The following is a 19,875-nucleotide window of genomic DNA, read 5'->3' on the forward strand; positions in this document are numbered from 1 at the left end:
TCGTTGGCGTACGGCGGGATCGGTGGCGATCAGGCGTGCGCGGCGGCCGGCGGACCTCGGGGGTGGACGGGGAAAAACGGGCGCGGGGTGATCCCGCGCTCGGTGACCTGCGGCATGGCGGACACGAAGGCGAGCCGGGGCACGGCGCCTGCGTGGAGTGCGCCCGCCATGCCGGGGCTGTGCGTGAACAGCGTGCAGTAACCGCAGGCGGCGTCGCCGTCGTCGTGGCCCTGGGCACCCCCGTCGTGGTGCGGGGCGGCGCCTGGCTCACACCAGGCACCGAGGTCCGGGAAGGTCCACGCATTGATCCGCGAGGCGGTGGGGGCAAGCGCAGTGAGCCAGACGGCGACGATCGCCATCCATCCCAACCAACGCTGTCTGGCCGCTCCACGACGCACCTGGCGTCCCCTTTGATACAACCCCGGACATGGGTCCAGGGATAATGTCACGGACCGCCCTCCGGAGCATGCGGCACGGTGTCGCCCCGGGGTGTCGGCCGGGCTCATGCGCGTTGGGCGGTGGCCGGGTCCGGCAGTGGCGGCACGGCCGGCGGGGTCACCAGCTCGGGTGGCTCACGCAGGCACAGCACGATCAGGACGGCGACGGTGCCGACGCACGCGGCGAGCAGGAACCCGTCCAGGATCGACAGCGTATAGGCCTGTCGTCGCACCGCCGCCACGAGCAGCCCCGCGCCCCGTGCCTGCGCGCTACCCGTGCCCTGGGTGAGCTGGCCCACGGCGGTGGCGTAGGTGTTGAGGCGCGCCTCGGTGAGTGGCGAGTCGCCAAGCACGTGCTGGCCGATCAGGTTGGAATGGTATTGCTCGGCCTTGCGGGTAAACGAAATCAGCAGCGACGTGCCGAGTTCGCCACCGAACAGCCGGGCGGTCTGGATGATGGCGCCGAAGGTGATGCCATCGGCCGGCCCGATGTGGTGGGCGAAGAAATAGATGACCGCCGTCAGCTCCAGCGTCTCGCCGATGGCCTGCAACAGCAGCGCGACCTTGAAGTCGCCCTCGGCCCATTCCGAGGTGATGCCAGTGGATAGCAGGAACCCCGCCGTGGCGATGGAAAAACCCACGCCAATGGCGAAGCGCGCGTCGATGCGGTTGAGCAGCCACGCGACGCTGGGCGCGATGATCAGCTGGGGCAGTGCCACCCAGAGCAGCGCGTTGCCCACCTCCAGCGGGCGCAGGTCGCGCACCTGGATCAGGAAATTGGCGACCAGCGTGTTACTGGATGTCACCAGGAAACGCGTGGCGGTGATCAGCAGGATGCACAGGAAGACGTTGCGCCGGATCAGCAGCCTGAAATCGACGCTGGGTGCGGGCAGGGTGGTTTCGTGCAGGAGGAACAGGCCGAGGGCAATCAGCCCCGCCGCCAGCATGCCGATCACGAAGTTCGAGGAAAACCAGTCGAGGCGGTCGCCCTGGTCCAGCGCGATGAACACCAGGGTGAAACCAATGGCGCCGGTGAGCATGCCGCGGAAATCGCCGCCGCGCAGGAAGGCCTTGTCGATGGGCAGCCGCAGCAGGCCAAACCAGTAGAGGAACATCATGGGCACGGCGAGGATCGAGTTCTGCCAGAAGATCCAGTCCCAGCGCACATGCTCGACGTACCAGCCTTCCAGCGAGCTGGCGACGTTGAGGCCGAGGATGATGTTCATCGCGTACGCGGCCAGGCCCCACGGCCACAGTTTTTTTGGAAGGCCAACGAGGATGAACGCGGCGGTGAGCGGGATGAACGTGCCGGAGCCGAGCCCGGCAACGCATTGCAGCAGCACCATGACGCGCAGGTTGGGCGCGAAGGGAATCAGGAATTCCGAGACGCCGTACACCACGCAACCCGCCAGCAGCACGCGGCGTGGGCTGAACGCGCGGCCGAGGAAGATGGCGATGGGGCCGATGAACATCTGCGAGGCGGAGAACGCCGTGGGAATCCACGCCCCTTCGTCGAACCCCGCGCTCACGGCGCCACGCACATCGGCCAGGCCGATCGAGGTAAGGCGCGAGGTCAGCGTGGTAGCCACCGCGCCGAGCAGCACGGCCACGATGCCAAGCCACGGCAACTGGGCGGTGGGTGGTGCCGGCGCCGCCGGTGCGGCGGTGCTCGCCACCGCATTCACGGTGACACCGAGGCGCTGGTCTCGGGCTGGCGCGGCACGGGATCGCCTTCCTTCCATCCGCCGCCCAGCGCCTTCACCAGCGAGATCGCGGTGAGCAGGCGCTGCTGGTCGTTGGCGATGGCGGCGCGCTGGCTGTTGAGGGCTTCGCGCTCGGAATCCACCACCTCGAAGTAGCCGGCCAAACCGCGGTCATAACGCGACCGCGACACCTTCGCTGCCGCCGTGGCGGCTTCGACCGTCGCCTGGAGTGCCGCGCCCCGGTCGTTGAGCCAGGCGCCATCGCTGAGCGCATCCTGCACCTCGCGGAAGGCGACGATGCCGTCCTGCCGCCAGCGTGCATAAGCCCCGCGATACGCCGCCTGCGCCGCGTCGAGACGCGCCTGGTTACGGCCGCCCTCGAAGATGGGCAGGTGGATCGACGGGCCGATGCCCCACAGGCGGCTGTCACGTGCCGTGAGGTCACCGATGTCGTTGCTGGAGAAGCCGGCCGAGGCGCTGAGCTGCACCGACGGGAAGAAGGCCGTCCGGGCCACGCCGATACGTGCGCTGGCGGCCGCAAGGGCGCGCTCATCGCTGGCGACATCGGGGCGACGCACCAGCAGGGAGGAGGGCACCCCGGCGGGTATCGTGGGCACGTCCGGCGTCCACGCCTTCACCGGCACGCGGAAGTCCGGCGCATCGCGTGCCTCGAGGACGGCGAGCGCGTGTTCGAAGTTGTCGCGCCGGCGGTGGGCATCGGCCAGGTCGGCCTGGGTCTGCGAGAGGTCCGCGCGTGCCCGCAGCACGTCCAGGTCGCCCACCACGCCCGCATGCGCACGCCGGTCGGCGAGTTTCAGCGCGTCGTCGCGCAGGGCCACCGTGCGGGTGAGGACGTCGATGTCGCGGTCGGTGCTGCGCAGCGAAAGATAGGTCGATGCCGCCGAGGCGGCCAGGCTCAGGCGCAGCCCGGCCACGCTATCGGCGTTGGTCTCCACATCGGCCTGCGCCGCTTCGACACTGCGCCGCACGCGGCCCCACAGGTCCACCTCGTAGGCGACGTCCACGGGTGCGCGGTACAGCGTCGTCTCCAGGGCGGGCAGGGCATTGGAGACGGTGCCGGACGTGCGTCCGCGCAGGAAGGCCGGATCCAGCGACACCTGGGGGAATTCGTCGGCGCGTGCGACACCGAGCAGGGCGCGGGTCTGGTCATACCGCGCGAGGGCGCCGGCCAGGTCCTGGTTGGCGGCGAGCGTGGCGTCCACGTGGTGGTTGAGTTCGTCATCGCCGAACACCGTCCACCAGCGGTCGGGCAGTGCGATATCGCCACTCGCCGGGTGCTGCCATGCCGCGGGCGCGGGACGTCCGGGACGCTGGTAATCCGGGCCGAGCACGCAGCCGCCCAGCGCGACCACGCCCAGCAGTACGGCGGCGAGGCGCAGGTTCACCGACCGTCCCCGGTGCGAATCTTCACGATGGTGGACAGGCCCGGGGGCAGGCGCTCGCGGTACTTCCGCAGGTCCTCGTCGGAAAACAGGATCTTCACCGGCACGCGCTGGACCACCTTGGTGAAGTTGCCGGTGGCGTTGTCCGGCGGCAGCAGGGCGAACTGCGAACCGGAGGCGGGCGAGATGCTGTCCACGTGCATGACGAAAGTGACGCCCGGCAGCGCATCCACCGTGACGCGCGCCTCGGTACCGCGCTTCACGCCGTGGAGCTGGGTTTCCTTGTAGTTGGCGACCACCCAAACCTGGTCCGACACGATGGAGAGCAGGGTTTGCCCGGCGCTGACCCGCGCGCCGACTTCCACGGTGCGCCGGCCGACATAGCCGTTCACGGGGGCGATGACATCGGTATAGCTGTAGGCCAGCTGGGCATCGTGCAGCGCGGCTTCGCCGGTCGCCACCTGCGCCTTCGCGGATTCCACCGCGGCGGTGGCGGCCACCTTGGTCGCCTCAGCGCTGGCCCGGCTGGCTTTCGCCGAATCCGAGGCCGCGCGCGCGGCGTCGTATTCCTGCTTCGAGATGCCGCGCGGGGTTTCGTTCACCAACTCGCTGGCGCGCGTCAGGTCGAAGCCGGTCTTGCGCACGTTGGCGTCGGCCGAGACGATGGCCGCTTCCGCCTCGGCAATCTGCGCCTGTGCGCTCGCCACCTGGCCCTTCGCGCGGTTGATGTCGGCGCGAGCCTGTTCAACGCGGACGTCGAAGTCGCGGGTGTCAAGCCGCAACAAGACATCGCCGGCCTTCACGTGCTGGTTGTCGTCGACGTTCAGCGCCACGACCGTGCCGGTGACGCGCGGCGCCACCGGGTGGATGCGTCCGGTCACGTAGGCATCGGTGGTGGTCTCGGTACGGTCCAGCCATACCAGCAACAGCACGGCGAGCGTGCCGAGCACGAGCAGGGCGCCGATGATGCGCAACGCGAGTTTCATGTGGGCCACACCCTCTGCAGATGCGGCCACGCTGCCACCGTGGCGAGAGGCTGGCTTGGCGATCCTTGTCCGGCCGGCGGCGGTTTCGGCCCTGCGGCGCGCCGCGTATAGTCCCGTTCACACCTACTGCCGGAAACGCCCCCATGCGCCTTCGACCGCTTGTCGCGCTGTTGTTCCTCGTCGGCACCTCCGGCGCCTCCGCGGCCGACCTGGTCGTCTCGGCGGCGTCCAGCCTGACGGATGCCTTCCAGGCGGTGGGCAAGGCGTACGAGGCGAAGCACCCGGGCACCCACGTGGTGATGAATTTCGCCGCGTCCGATGTGCTGCTCCGGCAGATCACCAGCGGTGCCCCGGCCGACGTCTTCGCCTCCGCCGACCAGGCGGCGATGGACAAGGCCGTCGCCGCCAACGCCATCGACGCGGCGACGCGCAAGGACTTCGCCGCCAACCGGCTGGTGCTGGTCGTGCCGCACGACAACAAGGCCGCGATCCACGGCCCGGCCGATCTCAAGGCCGATGCGGTCACGCGCGTGGCGTATGGCGACCCGGCGTCGGTGCCGGTCGGCCGGTACACCCGGGCGGCGCTCGAGCAGCAGGGTCTCTGGGACGCCATCTCGGCCAAGGGCGTGCTGGCGCAGAATGTGCGCCAGAGCCTCGATTACGTCGTGCGCGGGGAGGTGGACGCGGGCTTCGTGTTCGCCACCGACGCGGCCATCGTCAAGGACAAGGTGAGCGTCGTCGCCACGGTGCCGACGCCGAAGCCGATCACCTACCCCATCGCCGTCGTGGCCGGTTCGAAGCAGCCGAAGGACGCCGCGGCCTTCGAAGCCTTCGTGCAGTCGGCCGACGGGCGCAAGATCCTCGCCGGGTTCGGATTCGAGGCACCGTAAGCCGCGCGTGGATGCTGTCTGGGTACCGCTGGCGCTCACCCTGAAGGTTGCCCTGTGGGCGACCGCGCTCAACCTCGTGCTGGGCGTGGCGGTGGCCTTCGGGCTGTCGCGCTGGCGCTCGCACGCCCGTGAAGTGGTCGACTCCATCCTGACCCTGCCGCTGGTGCTGCCACCCACGGTGCTTGGCTACTACCTGCTCGTGCTGCTGGGCCGGCGTGGTGTCTTCGGGGCATGGCTGGAGCGCATGGGCATCGAGCTGGTGTTTACCTGGCAGGGCGCCGTCATCGCCTCCACGCTGGTGGCCTTTCCGCTGGTGCAGAAGGCGGCCCGTGCGGCGTTCGAGGCGGTGGATCCGCAGCTGGAAAGCGCGGCCCGCGTGCTGGGCCTGCGCGAGGCCGCCGTCTTCTTTCGCGTCTCACTGCCGCTGGCGGCGCGCGGCATCACGGCCGGCGCGTTGCTGGCCTTCGCCCGCGCCATGGGCGAGTTCGGCGCCACGCTGATGATCGCCGGCAACCTGCCCGGGCGGACGCAGACCCTCTCGGTCGCCATTTACGCCGCGGTACAGGCCGGTGATGACCGTAGCGCGGGGATCATGGTGGCCGTCACGTCGGTGACCTGCGTGGTCGCGCTGCTGCTGGCCGGCTGGCTGGCGCCGGATCATCTTCGGCGGAGCCGGCCATGAGCGTGGATGTCGCCATCCGCAAGGCGCTGCGCGACGACGATCGCCACTTCGACCTCGACGTGGCCTTCGCCTCCGACGCGCGGCGCATCGTGGTGTTCGGCGCGTCCGGGGCGGGCAAGAGCCTCACGCTGCGGGCGATGGCCGGCCTGTTCACGCCCGACACCGGGCATGTCCGCATCGACGGCCAAACCTTGTACGACTCGGCTGCAGGTATCGCCATACCGCCGCGGGAACGGGGTGTCGCCTACGTCTTCCAGGACTACGCGCTGTTCCCGCACCTCACCGTGGCGCAGAACGTGGGCTTCGCGCTGCGCCCCGGCTGGCTGAATCCGCCACGCCGTTCGCGCGACGCCCGCGTGCAGCAGATGCTGGGCCTGTTCGAACTGGGTGCCGAGGCGGATAGCTATCCGTCGCGCATCTCCGGTGGCCAGCGCCAGCGCGTAGCCCTGGCGCGCGCGCTGGTGGCCGAGCCGCGGCTGGTGCTGCTCGACGAGCCGTTCGCGGCGCTGGACCCGGCCCTGCGTGGGCGCATGCGGGCCGAGTTGCTGGCGCTGCAACAGCGGCTGGACCTGCAACTGCTGGTGATCACACACGACCCGGCCGACGTCGACGCCCTGCGAGGCCACACCCTCGAAATCCGCGACGGCAAGGTGGTGCCATGAACACCCCGTCGCGTGAGCGTCGGCTATCATCGGCAACCCACCCGACCCCTGTGGACGTTCCGTTGCGTGAGTCACGCCAATCCAGCCCGGGCAAGGTCATGGCGACCCGGGCCCTGAAATACGGGCTGACCCTGGCCATCGTGCTGGGCGCGGCGTTCCTGCTGCATCGCTATATCGCGAAGATGGCCTGGCACGACGTGCGCGACGCGCTGACGCGTATCCCGCACTGGCACGTCATCGGTTCCATCGGCGCCGCGCTGGCCAGCTGGGCGTGCCTGACGGCGTACGACGTGTTCGCGGTGGAGACGGTGGTGCCGGGCAAGGTCTCGATGAAGATGAAGATCTTCTCCGGCGCCACGACGCACGCCATCTGCAACGCACTCGGCTTCCACGCCATTACCGGCACCGCGCTGCGCTATCGCATGTTGTCGACGCAGGGCGTGGGCGCGGCGGATGTGGCGCGCGTCGTCGGGCTGGTGGGTTTCGCGGTGGGCATGGGTTTCGCCACGCTCACGTGTATCGCGCTGGTGATGGAGCCGTCCATCGCCAATGGCTGGGGACGCTGGCTCGGCGTGGGCCTGGTGGTGGCCTTCGCGCTGTTGCTGCACTGGCTCGCGGGCAAGCACGATGAACTGAAGGTGTGGAAATTCAGCACGCCCGTACCGTCGGCCCGCTCGGCGGCCGCGCAGATCGTGATCGGCGTCATCGAGATGGTCGGCGCCATCCTCACCATGTACCTGCTGCTGCCGCCCGAGATCGCCGGTAGTTTCCTGGACTTCGCGCCCATCTACGTGGGCGCCGTGCTCGCCGGTATCGTCAGCAACACGCCTGGTGGCATCGGTGCGTTCGAAGCGCTGACCCTCGCGGCCTTCCCGCAGGAGCAGCGCGCCCAGGTGCTGGCGGCACTGCTCGCCTACCGGGTCATCTACGGCTTCGGCCCCTTCATCATCGCGTCGGCGGCCTTCGGCCTGTTCGAGATCCGCCGTCGCGCGGGAACGCTTCGTTGAAATCCTTTCTCCTTATCGCGCTGGCGCTGCTCGCTGGCTGCGCCACGCCGCACGCACGTCGCACCGATGTGCTGTTCTGGAACCAGGCGCAGCGCGAAGCGAATTTCCGCGCGATGGAAACGCAGTACGCCAGCAACGTGGTTCACCACGGCATCGCACACCCGCTGCCGGCCGGCCAGCCGTTGCAGCCTGCCTTTGCGGACGGCACCACGCTCGACAGCTACATGGCCGCGCATCACGTCGCCGGCATCCTGGTGATCCAGGACGGCAAGGTGCGGCTCGAGCGCTACGGCCTCGGTGCCAACGCGCAGACGCGCTGGACCTCGTTCTCGGTGGCCAAGTCGTTCACCTCCACCCTGGTCGGCGCGGCGTTGCGCGACGGTGCCATCCACTCGCTGGATGACACCGTCACCCGCTATATCCCCGAGCTGTCGGCGGGCGCGTACCGCGACGTCACGGTGCGCCAGTTGCTGACGATGACTTCCGGCGTGCGCTGGAACGAGGATTACAGCGATCCGCATTCGGACGTTGCGCAGATGTACGAAGGGCGACGCGTGGCCGGCCAGCCGCTGCTGGTGACGTACATGGCGCCGCTGCCGCGCGAGTTCGCACCGGGCGAGCGCTGGGTCTACAAGACCGGTGAAACCGACCTGATCGGCATCCTCGTGCAGCGGGCCACGGGCAAGACGCTTGCTGCGTACTTGTCGGAGAAAATCTGGCGACCTTATGGCATGGCTGCCGACGCGCTATGGCTCAAGGACGATGTCGACGGGACGGAAGCGGGTGGCTCAGGCGTGTCCGCGACGCTCGGCGACTACGCGCGCCTTGGCCAGTTCCTGCTTGATGGCGGTGTGGCGGGTGGTCATCCCGTGCTGGCGGATGGCTGGCTTGCCGATGCGGCCACGAAGCACGCGGATATCGGGGTACCGGGCCGTGGCTACGGCTATCAGTGGTGGACGTGGGACAACGGTGCGTTCGCAGGCATCGGCATCTTCGGTCAGTTGCTGCATGTGGATCCGGCACGCCATCTGGTTATCGTGCAGCTTGCCGCCTGGCCGGTTGCGACGGACGACGCACAGGCCAAAGCCCGCGGTGATTTCGTGCAAGCGGTGACGCGCGCCGCCGACGCCAGCCCGGCGTTACACTAGGCGCACCCCACCCATCCAGGCTACCTCCATGTCTCTCACCTGGGACGACCTTACCTGCCATCCCGACGAGGAAGCGATCAATGCGCTGGCCACCTCGTGGGGCTGGCGCATCGGCGATGCATTCACCCCGCTGTTGTTCACCGCGTTCGGCGACATGTTCTACGAAGCCGACGAAGGCGGCGTGTTCTGGCTGAACACCGGCACGGCGGAAGTCGGACGCGTGGCCGATAACGTGGAAGCGTTCAATCAGCTGCTGCGCGAAGACATCGCCGATGACTGGCTGCTTCCGCCGCTGGTCGAGGCACTGATCGAAGCCGGCAAGGAATGCGACGACGGCGAGTGCTACAGCTACGTCACGCTACCGGTGTTCGCAGAAGGCGAATACGTCGTGGAAAACTTCGACCCGGTGCCGATCCGCGAACACTTCGACATCACCGGCTCGGTCCTGAAGCAGCTCGAGAACGTGCCCGACGGCACTGACGTCAGTATCGATATCAGTCACTGATATCGCACGCCGCCGCGCGCGCTTGGAGCAACGCCTTCTCGCGCTCATTGCGAGTCATCGTGGCGGCTTGCAGGAAGGCGTCGCGGGCGTCGTCGAGTTGGCCGAGGCGGTAGAGAAGATCGCCGCGGACGCTGGGGAGGAGGTGGTAGTCCTTCAGTACCGGCTCATCGACGAGGGTGTCGACGATAGCCAGTGCGGCGGCGGGGCCGTCGGCCATGGAGACGGCGACGGCGCGGTTGAGTTCGACGATGGGCGAGGGCAGCACGTCGATCAGTTCGGCGTAGAGCGCGGCGATACGTCGCCAGTCCGTGTCCTCGCCGCGCGGCGCGCGTGCGTGGCACGCGGCGATCGCCGCCTGCAGCGCATACGGCCCGCGCGAGCCGCCGAGCCGTTCCGCGCGCTCCAGCGCGTCCAGGCCGCGCGCGATCAGCAGGCGATCCCACCGGCCGCGGTCCTGGTCCATCAGCAGGATGGGCTCGCCGTCCGAACGCGTACGCGCGCCACTGCGCGATGCCTGGATTTCCATCAGCGCGACCAGCCCGTGTACCTCGGCCTCGCGGGGCATCAGCCCGGCAAGGACACGCCCCAGCCGCAGGGCTTCCTCGCATAGCGCCGGGCGCATCCAGTCTTCGCCGGCCGTCGCCGCGTAGCCCTCGTTGAACACCAGGTAGACCACGCGAAGCACGGCCGCGAGGCGTTCGTTGAGTTCGTCACCACGCGGCACCTCGTAAACGACGCTTTCGCCGGCGAGCGTGCGCTTCGCGCGGACGATGCGCTGCGCCACCGTGGCCTCCGGCACGAGGAACGCGCGGGCGATTTCGTCGGTGGCCAGGCCGCCCAACAGGCGCAAGGTCAACGCCACCTGCGCCTCGACCGACAGCGCCGGGTGGCAGGCAGTGAAGATCAGCCGCAGCATGTCATCGCCGATGTCGTCGTCGAGCGCGTCGATCAGGGCCTCGTCGTGCGACTCGAGCAGGCCCTCCATGTCCTTGCCCAGCGCTTCGAGCTTGCGTCCCGCCATGCGCTCGCGGCGGATGCGGTCGACCGCGCGATGTTTTGCCGCCTGGGTGAGCCATGCGCCGGGATTGCGCGGCACGCCATCCCGTGGCCACTGCTCCAGTGCCGACACCAGCGCGTCCTGGGCAAGCTCCTCGGCCAGGTCCAGGTCGCGCACCATGCGGGTGATCGTGGCGATGAGGCGTGGCGATTCGATCTTCCAGATCGCATCGATGGCACGGTGGGCGTGGTCGGTCATAGCGACGGATGACACCATCCGCCGCCATGACAGGCAAGCCGCGCCGCCGCATCAGGCCAGCGGCGCGAGAAGTTCTTCCATGTCGTAGAGCGGACGGATTTCCAGCCGTGCATCGTCCCCGTCCGGGAACGGGTAGGTGCGGGTCCATGCGATCACGTCGTCGAGGCTGTCGACGCGGAGTACCCAGAAGCCCGCGACCATCTCCTTGATCTCCGCGAACGGCCCGTCGAACACCTGCGGCTGGCCCTTGCTGAAGCGCACCCGCCTGGCGTGCCGGCTGGACGACAGGCCGTTGCCGGCGATGAGGTAGCCCGCCTCGTGCCCGGCGCGGTTGGCCTCGGCCATGCGGCCGAGGATCTCGGGCCCGGGATTCCAGTCCGTCTCGCTACGGGCGTTCGCCTTGAGCATCACGATGTAGCGCGTACGCCCGGACTCGTCTTCGGCGGGGTCGCCAAAGTTCGACAGGCCACCGGGGCAGCCGATGGGTCGCAGCTCGATCTCGGCATGGCCGTTCGCATCCTCCGTGGGCCAGCCCTTCACCCAGGCGACGGCGTCGTCCATGGAGTCCGCCTCGATGACGCTGAAGCCGGCGACCAGCTCCTTCGCCTCGGCGAACGGCCCGTCGGTGAGCACCGGCTCCCGTCCCGCGGTGAAGTGCACCCGTACGCCATCGCGGCTGGGTTTCAGGCCTTCGCCGGCGTGGAAACGGCCTTGCACGGCAAGCTCGTCGCAATACGCCGCCATGGCGTCCACCAGCTCCCGGGTCACGGGTGCGCCGGCTTCGCTGTCGCTATCCGCCTTGCGGACAATCAGGAAATGCATGGCTGCCTCCTCACGGGCCCTTGTGCTCGCCGCCGTTCACCATCCACGGCGTGCCGTACTTGTCCGTCAACATCCCGAAGCGCTCGGCCCAGAAGGTCTCGGCCACCGGCATCATGATCTCCTGTGCGTCCTTGGCGAGGATCGCGAAGACGTCTTCGGCCTCCTTGCCGGTGTCGAAGCCCAGGTTCACCCGGAAGCCGTGCATGCCCTTGTACTCGTAACGCGGGTGCGCATCGGAGCCCATGATGATGGCGTCGCCCACCTGGATGCGCGCGTGCATGATCTTCTTGCCGAAGGCCTTGCCTTCCTCGGAGTCGTCGGAACCCTCTTCCCCGGCCGGCATCTCTTCATAGCGGCGCATCATCAGGATCTCGCCACCGAAGGCCTTGGCATAAAAGGTGAAGGCCTCTTCGCAGGTGCCGTTGAAAAACAGATAGGGCTGGATATTCATGGTCGGTCTCCTTTGGGATTCAGGAACGGCTGGCTATCTCGGCGCGCAGGCGGTCTTCCTGGGCACGTGCTTCAGGGGTGAATTCGGCACCGAAGTCCTCGGCTTCAAACACGGGGCGGATCTCGATCTCGGATTCCCCGCCCTCGAACGGGTTGGGGCAACGTTTCATCCATTCGATGGCTTCGTCGAGCGAGCGGACCTGGATGAGCCAGAAGCCGGCGATCAGCTCGCGGGTCTCGGTGAACGGCCCGTCGATGACCTCACGGCGGTCGCCCGAGAAGCGCACGCGGGCACCCCTGGCGCTCGGTTGCAGGCCTTCGGCGGCAAGCAGGACGCCGGCCCGCACCAGCTCTTCGTTGAAGTTGCCCATGGCCGTAAGCAGTGCCTCGCTCGGCATCACACCCGCCTCGGAAGCCGCCTGGGCCCTCACCATCACCATGCATCGCATCTGCCTTCTCCTGGCCGTTGGCCGGAAGGATTTCCGGCTCTTATGACGACGTCGAACGAAGGCCGGCCCGATCGACATGCGGGGGAAAAGAATTTTCGGGCCGGGCGCGCGCATCGGCCTCGAACACGCAATGCACACCGTCCGCGGCAAAAGTGACCTTCGCGCTGCCCCCCGCCTGGGTGGCCAGCACCCGCTCGATGAAGCGGGTGCCGAAGCCGCGCCGGGCGGGGGGCTCCACCGTGGGCCCCCCGGTTTCCTTCCATTCCATGCGCAGGACATGGCGTTCGGGGACATGGGCCCAGCGCAGGGCGACCCTGCCAGCGGGCACCGACAGCGCGCCGTACTTGATGGCGTTGGTCAGCAGCTCGTGCAGAGCCATGGCCACGGACACGGCGGCCTCCGGGCCCAGCATCAGCGCCGGGCCATCCAGGTGCACGCGGGTACCGTCCGGGTCGTGTGGGGCGACCGTGCCTTCAACCACATTGCTCAGGGACACCTCTTCCCAGGCCCGTACCATCAGCAGGTCGTGGGCGCCGGCCAGGGCCACCAGACGGCTTTCGAAGCGGGCGAGGGAATCGGCCACGGGACGCTCATCGCGGAAGCTCTGCACGGCCATGGCCTGGACGACGGCCAGGGTGTTCTTCACCCGGTGGTTCAGCTCGTTGATCAGGACACGCTGGGCCCGCTGGGCATCGCGGTGGGCCGTGACGTCGATGCAGCTACCCCAGTAGCCGGCGAAGTGGCCGTCCCGATAGAACGGCGCGCCGTTGTCGAGCAGCCAGCAGTACTGGCCATCGTGGCGGCGCAGCCGGTACTCCATGGAAAACGGCTGGCGGGCATCGAAGGCACCGGCGTAGGTGGCCAGGCAGGTGTCGAGGTCGTCAGGGTGCACGCCGTCGGCCCAGCCGTTGCCCATTTCCTCTTCCATGGAGCGGCCGGTGTAATCCAGCCAGGGCTTGTTGAACCAGTCGCAGCGCTTGTCCACGCCGGCGCGCCAGATCATCACCGGCGCGAAGTCGGCCAGCTCGCGGAATTCGCGCAGTTCGTGGTCCGGGGTGGCGATCGCCCGTTCAAGCGGGCTGCTGGCGTACTCGCTCATCGAAGGTCACCGTCGCATGCAAGCAATTCACGATAACGCGTTTGGCGGTGCGCGTGCATGGCGCAGTGCCATGCCGTGAGCCGGTTCACGGCATGGCCGATACGTAAGCGTTTTCAGATTTTTCGTATTGAAGAGGCGGTTCGCCCGCACGTCGACCGAACCCTACCGGGGATATGTCAGAATCCTGCCGCGAGCGCGACAGGGGTAGCGCGCACGCTATGTCCGGGGCCAACCGCCAGTTATGCCGCCACCTTCGGGTGGGCGGGATGGCGCGCGCCCGCGGGCCCCGGCGGGGACACCGCCCTTTTGTCACATGGATCGGAACGGCATATGGATCTCCTGCGTTTCCTTGCGATGCTTCCCGTGCGCCTGCTGCGCGGCCTTGGCTGGCTGCTGGCCCTGGTGCTGCGGCCCCTGTTCGGCAACGTGGCGTGGTCCGCCCCGGCATGGGTACCGGCCACCGGCAAGGTGGCGCGGCAGCACCCGCTGAAGTTCACAGGCAGCATCGCCGGCGTGCTCGTGCTGGTGGCCGCCGGCTGGTTCGGCTGGCACTGGTGGGAGAACCGGCCGAAGGCGCCGGAGCCCAACCGGATCACGTTCGAGGTCAGCGCGCCCGCGGTCACCGACTACGACGCCACTCCGCCGACGATCCAGCCCCTGGTGATCCGCTTCTCCGGCTCGGCCGCGCGCATCGAGTCACTCGGCAAGCCGGTGACCGACGGCATCGCGCTGGAGCCCCGCCAGCCTGGCCAGTGGAAATGGACCGACGACCGCACCCTGGTATTCACGCCCTCCGGCGACTGGCCGGTCGGCCGCAAGTTCGACGTGCGCTTCGACAAGGCCAAGGCCTTCGCGCCGCAGGCCCTGCTGGCCGATGACCAGGCCACCTTCAACACGCAGCCGTTCACGGCACGCGTCGTCAGCGGTGAGTTCTACCAGGACCCGCAGGACCCCACCCGCCGCAAGACCATCATCGGGCTGGCCTTCAACTACCCGGTGGATGCCGCCGACCTGGAGAAGCGCATCGCCCTGGACATGCGCGAGCACGACCAGAAGCACGGCAGCGACCTCAAGTTCAGCGTTACCTACGACGAGCACCGCCTGAAGGCGTTCATCCATTCCATGCCCCTGCAGCTGCCGCGCGATGACGGCTCGGTCGGCATGAAGCTGGCCGACGGCGTGCGCAGCAGCCGCGGCGGCGACGGCACCGAAAAAGCGGTGGAGACCACCGTGCGCGTGCCGGGCCTGTACAGCCTGAAGATCGACGAGATGCAGGCCACGCTGGTCGACAACGACCGCTACGAGCCCGAGCAGGTCGTCACCATGCAGTTCGCCAGCGCGGTGAGCGACACCGACCTCGGCAAGCACGCGCATGCGTGGATCGTGCCGAAGGACCCGAAGATCTACGGCGCCAGCCAGGTCAGCGATGCCGACCTGCGCCACTGGCCCGCCGTGAAGGTGGACGTCGTGCCGACCGAGAACGACTGGTCGGAGACCCAGAGCTTCCGCTTCCACGCGCAGCCGGGCGACCGCCTGTACGTGCGCGTGGACAAGGGCATGACCTCGTTCGGCGGCTACGTGATGCCGAAGGCGTACGCCGAGATGCTGCCGGTGCCGGAATACCCGCGCCTGCTCCGCTTCATGTCCGATGGCGCGCTGCTCTCGCTGTCCGGCGACCACCGCGTGTCGGTGGTTTCACGCAACATGCCCGGCATGCGCGTGGAAGTGGGCCGCGTGTTGCCCGAGCAGCTGCAGCACCTCGTGTCGTTGAGTAGTGGCACGTATGCGAAGCCGGAGCTGTATGGCATCGGCGAAGAAAACATCACCGAGCGCTTCGTCACCAGGCTGCCGATTGCCGACGAAGGCCCGGGCAAGGCGCATTACGAAGGCTTCGACCTCGGCAAATACCTGGCCAGCGGCAAGCGCGGCGTGTTCCTGCTGAAGCTGCAGGGTTACGACCCCGCGCGCGAAAAGGAAATGCGCGAGAACGCGATGAAGGCGGCACGTGAAGCCGCCGAGCGCGAGGCCGGCAGTGATCCCGATGCCGAAGCGGCGAAGGCCGGTGAGCGCTACGACCAGGGGCGTGGCTATGTTCCTTACGACTGGCCGACCGACCAGCGCCTCGTGGTCATTACGGACCTGGGCGTGATCGCCAAGCGCTCCGCCGATGGCAGCCAGGACCTCTACGTGCAGTCCATCCGCAGCGGCCAGCCTGCCGCGGGCGCCTCGGTGTCGGTGATCGCCAAGAACGGTACCACCCTGGTCACCCAGTCCACGGGCGCGGACGGCCATGCGCATTTCGCGGGCCTCTCGGGCTTCAACCAGGAGAAGGAACCGGCGATGTTCGTGGTCCGCCAGGGCGACGATCTCTCCTTCCTGCCGGTGAGCGCGCGCGACCGCCAGCTGGATTTCTCACGCTTCGATGTTGGCGGTGATGTCAGTCCGGCCAGCGCCGGCCGCCTGTCCGGCTACCTGTTCTCCGATCGCGGCATCTACCGCCCGGGCGATCAGTTCCACATCGGCCTGGTGGTACGCGCCAGCAGCTGGACGCGCAGTGTCACCGGCATCCCGCTGGTGGCGCAGATCGTGGACCCGCGTGGCACCACCGTGCGCCAGCAGCCCGTCTCGATGGACCAGGCCGGCTTCGCCGAGCTCGACTACACCACGGCCGAGACCTCGCCCACCGGCAACTGGACGGTGAACCTGTTCATCGCCAAGGACGGCAAGCCGTACTCGCAGATCGGCGACACCACGGTGCAGGTCAAGGAATTCCAGCCGGATCGCATGAAGGTCTCGGCCAAGCTCTCCACCGTGGTCCCCGAAGGCTGGGTGAAGCCCGCCCAGCTCAAGGCCATGGTGGATGTGCAGAACCTGTTCGGCACGCCGGCGGCAGGCCGCCGCGTGGAGGGCTCGCTCACGCTGCGCCCCGCCTTCCCGTCGTTCCCGAGCTATAAGGATTACCACTTCTACGACATCCGCCGCGCCAAGGACGGATTCGAAGAGAAACTCGCCGACCAGAAGACCGACGACAAGGGCCACGCGGAGTTCGCGCTGGACCTGTCGCGCTACGCGGACGCCACCTACCAGCTCTATTTCCTCGCCAAGGCGTATGAGGCCGAAGGTGGGCGCAGTGTCGCCGCGGCCACCCAGGGCATGGTCTCCTCGAATGACTGGCTGGTCGGGTACCGCGCCGCGGACAACCTCGACTACGTCGCGCGCGATGCCGTGCGCAAGGTCAACCTGGTCGCCATCGACCCGGCCGCCAAGCGGATGGAGCTGACCGGCCTGAAGCAGGCCATCGTCGAGACGCGCTACGTCTCGGTACTGACCAAGCAGGATTCGGGTGTCTACAAGTACGAATCGAAGGCACGCGAAACCAGCCTCTCGGAAACCGCGCTGACCATCCCCGCCGCCGGCCTCGACGTGACGCTGCCGACGGACAAGCCCGGCAACTTCGCCCTCGTGGTGAAGAACGCCGAGGGCAAGGAAGTGAATCGGGTGGCCTGGTCCGTCGCCGGCGACGGCAACGTGTCGCGCTCGCTGGAACGCAACTCGGAGCTCCAGCTTGCCCTGTCGAAGAAGGATTACGCGCCGGGGGAAGCCGTGGATATCGCCATCCGCGCGCCCTACGCCGGCAGCGGCCTGATCACGATCGAACGCGACAAGGTGTACGCACACGCCTGGTTCCATGCCGACACCACCAGCTCGGTGCAGCACATCACCGTGCCCGCGGACTTCGAAGGCAACGGCTACATCAACGTGCAGTACGTGCGCGATCCGTCCTCGGACGAGATCTTCATGAGCCCGCTGTCGTTCGGCGTGGTGCCCTTCTCGGTGAACATGGATGCGCGCAAGGAAGCCGTTCGCGTGGCATCGCCGGACCTGGTGAAGCCGGGTGACGACATCACCTTCCATGTCACGTCCGGCACGCCGGCTCGCGTCGTCGTCTTCGCCGTGGACGAAGGCATCCTGCAGGTGGCGCACTACAAGCTCGGCGATCCGCTGCAGTACTTCTTCCGCAAGCGCATGCTGGAAGTGTCCACCACGCAGATCCTGGACCTGATTATCCCGGACTTCACGAAGCTGACGGCGCTTGCGCCCGGCGGCGACGCGGAAGGCGCGATCGGCCGCCAGCTCAATCCGTTCCGGCGCAAGCAGGACAAGCCGGTGGCGTACTGGTCGGGCATCGTCGACGTGGACGGATCCCGCGACCTCACCTGGAAGGTGCCGGATTACTTCAACGGCAAGCTGCGCGTGATGGCGGTGGCCGTCTCGCCGGAGCGTATCGGTACGTTCGAAGGGGCGACGACGGTGCGCGGTGACTTCGTGCTCTCGCCCAACGTGCCGACGACGCTGGCCCCCGGCGATGAAGCCGACGTCAGCGTGGGCGTGGCCAATAACCTCACCGGGCTGGGTGGCAAGACGCTCCCCGTCGCCGTGTCGCTCAAGGTCGGCCCGCAGCTGCAGGTGGTCGGTGAGGCGACGCGAACCCTCCAGCTCGGCGAATTGCGTGAAGGCGCGGCGATCTTCCGCGTCCGCGCCACGGACAAGCTCGGCTCGGGGCACCTCGCGTTCAGCGCGGGGGCGAACGGCAAGTCGGCGAAGCAGGGCGTGGATGTGTCGATCCGCCCGGCCTCCGCGATGCGCACCGAGCTGGCCTTCGGCCACGTGGATGCGCACGGGCGCAGCGATGTCGCCAGCCTGCGTGACATGTTCGATGCCTACGCCCGCCGGGATGCCGCGTTCTCCACCGTACCGGTGGTGCTGGCGCGCGGCCTCGCCGCCTATCTCGTCGACTTCCCGCACGCGTGCACCGAGCAGGTGATCAGTGCGGCGATGCCGGCGCTCATCCTCGGCAAGCGCCCGGAGTTCGGTGACGTGAAGCCGGCGCAGCACGTGGATGGCTCGGCACCGCCGGCCGACACCGTGGCCGCGCTGTTCGACACGCTGCGCGCGCGCCAGAACGGGCAGGGCGGCTTCGGGCTGTGGACGGCGACGCCGGACACGCACGTGTTCGCCACCGACTACGCGGTGCACTACCTGGTCGAAGCCAGCGACCGCGGCGTGGCCGTGCCGCGCGACATGCTCGACGCGGCGGACAAGGCCCTGCGCCAGATCGCGTCCGACGACAGTGGCGACAGCCTGCCGGAGATGCGCCAGCGCGCCTACGCGGTGTACCTGCTGACGCGCCAGGGCGTGGTCACCACCAACGACCTCGCCTCGGTGCAGCGCCGCCTGCAGGAAGCCTACGCCACCACGTGGAAGGACGACCTGGCCGCGGCGTGGCTCGCGGCGTCGTATCGCCTGCTGCACCAGGATCGCGTCGCCGGTGAGCTCATGGCCGGCCCGCGCAAGCTGCTGCTGCGCAAGGCGGCCGACGAGCCCTACAGCTACACGGAGTACTACGATTCGGCGATCCGCGATGCCACGGTGCTGTACCTCATGGCGAAGCACTTCCCCGAACAGGCGAAGGACCTGCCGCCGTCGGTGGTGGATACGCTGGTGCGTCCGATCGGTAACGGCCACTACAACACGCTGTCGTCCGGCATGATCATCCTCGCCCTGGATGCCTGGGCGAAGGACGGCGGTGCGGTCGTCGACAAGCTGTCGATCGGCTCGGTGGCGAAGGACGGTACGGTGACGCCGGTGGGTTCGCCGCAGGGCGTCCTTCTGGCCGCGCACTATCCGGCCGCCGCGCAGCGCCTGCGCTTCGTCAACGATGCCGACAGCACCGCGTGGTATGCCGTGACCCAGGCCGGCTTCGACCGGGTGCCGTCGACCCAGGTGCGCAAGGATGGCCTGGAAATCACGCGCAGTTACACCGACACCAAGGGCAATGCGATCAGCAAGCTCAGCGTTGGCGACGAAGTGGACGTGCATGTGCGCATCCGTGCGACCAAGGCGGATGGCGTCGACAACATCGCCATCACGGACCTGCTGCCCGGCGGCTTCGAGCCCGTGCTCGAAACCGCCGCGCCGCCGGCACCGGATGACGCCGCGGCCGCGCCGGCGGCGGAAGCCACGTCCGATACGGAAGACAGCGAAGGCGCCGCGACGGACGACGCGGAAAGCGAAGGCGAAGGCGAGGGCAGCGACGACACCACGCCCGCCTGGCATTCGCCGATCGGTAACCCGAACTCGACGTGGAAGCCTGAGTACGCCGATGTCCGCGAGGATCGCGTCGTGGTCTACGGCTACGCGTCAAGCGACGTACAGGAGTTCATCTACCGCATCAAGGCCACCAATGCCGGTTCGTTCGTGATCCCGCCGGCGCAGGTGGAGTCGCTGTACGACCGCGCCACGCAGGCGACGGCGCCGGGTGGCGGCAAGCTCACGGTGGAGTCGAAGCCCTGACGTGAGGAGGTGGCTGTCCCGCG

At 68.3% G+C, this 19,875-nt stretch carries 16 protein-coding genes; 7 read left to right on the plus strand and 9 right to left on the minus strand.

Annotation, left to right across the window (positions count from 1 at the left end; all coding sequences use genetic code 11):
* Positions 1–29: 29 nt before the first annotated feature.
* The 4 genes from FIV34_RS00880 to FIV34_RS00895 all read right to left on the minus strand — a co-directional run bounded on the left by FIV34_RS00880 (position 30) and on the right by FIV34_RS00895 (position 4,529).
* Positions 30–359 carry a DUF2946 family protein gene (locus FIV34_RS00880; protein WP_170207485.1) on the minus strand — a complete coding sequence of 110 codons (330 nt, stop codon included), beginning with the start codon at positions 357–359 and terminating at the stop codon, positions 30–32.
* Positions 360–502: 143 nt separating this feature from the next.
* The gene (locus FIV34_RS00885) at positions 503–2,122 is read right to left on the minus strand and encodes an MFS transporter (RefSeq protein WP_170207486.1); all 1,620 of its coding nucleotides are present in this window, start codon (positions 2,120–2,122) and stop codon (positions 503–505) included.
* The gene (locus FIV34_RS00890) at positions 2,119–3,546 is read right to left on the minus strand and encodes an efflux transporter outer membrane subunit (RefSeq protein ID WP_139978758.1); all 1,428 of its coding nucleotides are present in this window, start codon (positions 3,544–3,546) and stop codon (positions 2,119–2,121) included. Before FIV34_RS00890 ends, FIV34_RS00885 begins: the two co-directional genes overlap by 4 nt.
* Positions 3,543–4,529 (minus strand): HlyD family secretion protein, encoded by a 987-nt coding sequence (locus FIV34_RS00895; RefSeq protein ID WP_139978760.1) that lies wholly within the window; start codon positions 4,527–4,529, stop codon positions 3,543–3,545. Before FIV34_RS00895 ends, FIV34_RS00890 begins: the two co-directional genes overlap by 4 nt.
* 143 nt (positions 4,530–4,672) lie before the next feature.
* Between FIV34_RS00895 and modA the strand changes: the two genes are divergently transcribed.
* The 6 genes from modA (at position 4,673) to FIV34_RS00925 (ending at position 9,423) form a co-directional block, all read left to right on the plus strand.
* Complete coding sequence (gene modA, locus FIV34_RS00900) at positions 4,673–5,419, plus strand: molybdate ABC transporter substrate-binding protein (RefSeq protein WP_139978762.1); 747 nt, start codon at positions 4,673–4,675, stop codon at positions 5,417–5,419.
* A 7-nt stretch (positions 5,420–5,426) separates the two neighbouring features.
* Entirely contained in the window at positions 5,427–6,101 is a 675-nt protein-coding gene (gene modB, locus FIV34_RS00905; RefSeq protein WP_139978765.1) for a molybdate ABC transporter permease subunit, read from the plus strand.
* Positions 6,098–6,763 (plus strand): sulfate/molybdate ABC transporter ATP-binding protein, encoded by a 666-nt coding sequence (locus FIV34_RS00910; RefSeq protein ID WP_139978767.1) that lies wholly within the window; start codon positions 6,098–6,100, stop codon positions 6,761–6,763. Before modB ends, FIV34_RS00910 begins: the two co-directional genes overlap by 4 nt.
* 98 nt (positions 6,764–6,861) lie before the next feature.
* A complete protein-coding gene (locus FIV34_RS00915) occupies positions 6,862–7,770 on the plus strand; it encodes a lysylphosphatidylglycerol synthase transmembrane domain-containing protein (protein ID WP_139978769.1) in 909 nt (302 codons plus the stop codon).
* Positions 7,767–8,918 carry a serine hydrolase domain-containing protein gene (locus FIV34_RS00920; protein WP_139978772.1) on the plus strand — a complete coding sequence of 384 codons (1,152 nt, stop codon included), beginning with the start codon at positions 7,767–7,769 and terminating at the stop codon, positions 8,916–8,918. The genes FIV34_RS00915 and FIV34_RS00920 overlap by 4 nt, the downstream gene beginning before the upstream one ends.
* Before the next feature lie 28 nt (positions 8,919–8,946).
* Positions 8,947–9,423, plus strand: coding sequence for a T6SS immunity protein Tdi1 domain-containing protein (locus tag FIV34_RS00925; protein ID WP_139978774.1), 477 nt, complete (start codon positions 8,947–8,949; stop codon positions 9,421–9,423).
* Here the strand turns inward: FIV34_RS00925 and FIV34_RS00930 are convergent.
* Genes FIV34_RS00930 through FIV34_RS00950 form a run of 5 tightly spaced genes read right to left on the minus strand, consistent with a single transcriptional unit; the run spans position 9,413 to position 13,498 of the window.
* Entirely contained in the window at positions 9,413–10,678 is a 1,266-nt protein-coding gene (locus FIV34_RS00930) for an RNA polymerase sigma factor (protein ID WP_246058708.1), read from the minus strand. The genes FIV34_RS00925 and FIV34_RS00930 overlap by 11 nt on opposite strands.
* A 51-nt stretch (positions 10,679–10,729) precedes the next feature.
* A complete protein-coding gene (locus FIV34_RS00935) occupies positions 10,730–11,500 on the minus strand; it encodes a YciI family protein (protein WP_139978778.1) in 771 nt (256 codons plus the stop codon).
* Positions 11,501–11,510: 10 nt separating this feature from the next.
* Positions 11,511–11,951: a VOC family protein gene (locus FIV34_RS00940; RefSeq protein WP_139978780.1), complete on the minus strand. Its 441-nt coding sequence runs from the start codon at positions 11,949–11,951 to the stop codon at positions 11,511–11,513.
* A gap of 19 nt (positions 11,952–11,970) precedes the next feature.
* On the minus strand, positions 11,971–12,399 hold the full coding sequence (locus tag FIV34_RS00945; protein WP_139978782.1) for a YciI family protein: 429 nt from the start codon (positions 12,397–12,399) through the stop codon (positions 11,971–11,973).
* A 40-nt stretch (positions 12,400–12,439) separates the two neighbouring features.
* Complete coding sequence (locus FIV34_RS00950) at positions 12,440–13,498, minus strand: HWE histidine kinase domain-containing protein (RefSeq protein WP_139978784.1); 1,059 nt, start codon at positions 13,496–13,498, stop codon at positions 12,440–12,442.
* Positions 13,499–13,828: 330 nt separating this feature from the next.
* Between FIV34_RS00950 and FIV34_RS00955 the strand changes: the two genes are divergently transcribed.
* The gene (locus FIV34_RS00955; protein WP_139978787.1) at positions 13,829–19,852 is read left to right on the plus strand and encodes an alpha-2-macroglobulin; all 6,024 of its coding nucleotides are present in this window, start codon (positions 13,829–13,831) and stop codon (positions 19,850–19,852) included.
* Positions 19,853–19,875 lie beyond the last annotated feature (23 nt).

Origin of the sequence: Luteibacter pinisoli (genome assembly GCF_006385595.1) — a bacterium.
Taxonomy (GTDB): Bacteria; Pseudomonadota; Gammaproteobacteria; order Xanthomonadales; family Rhodanobacteraceae; genus Luteibacter; species Luteibacter pinisoli.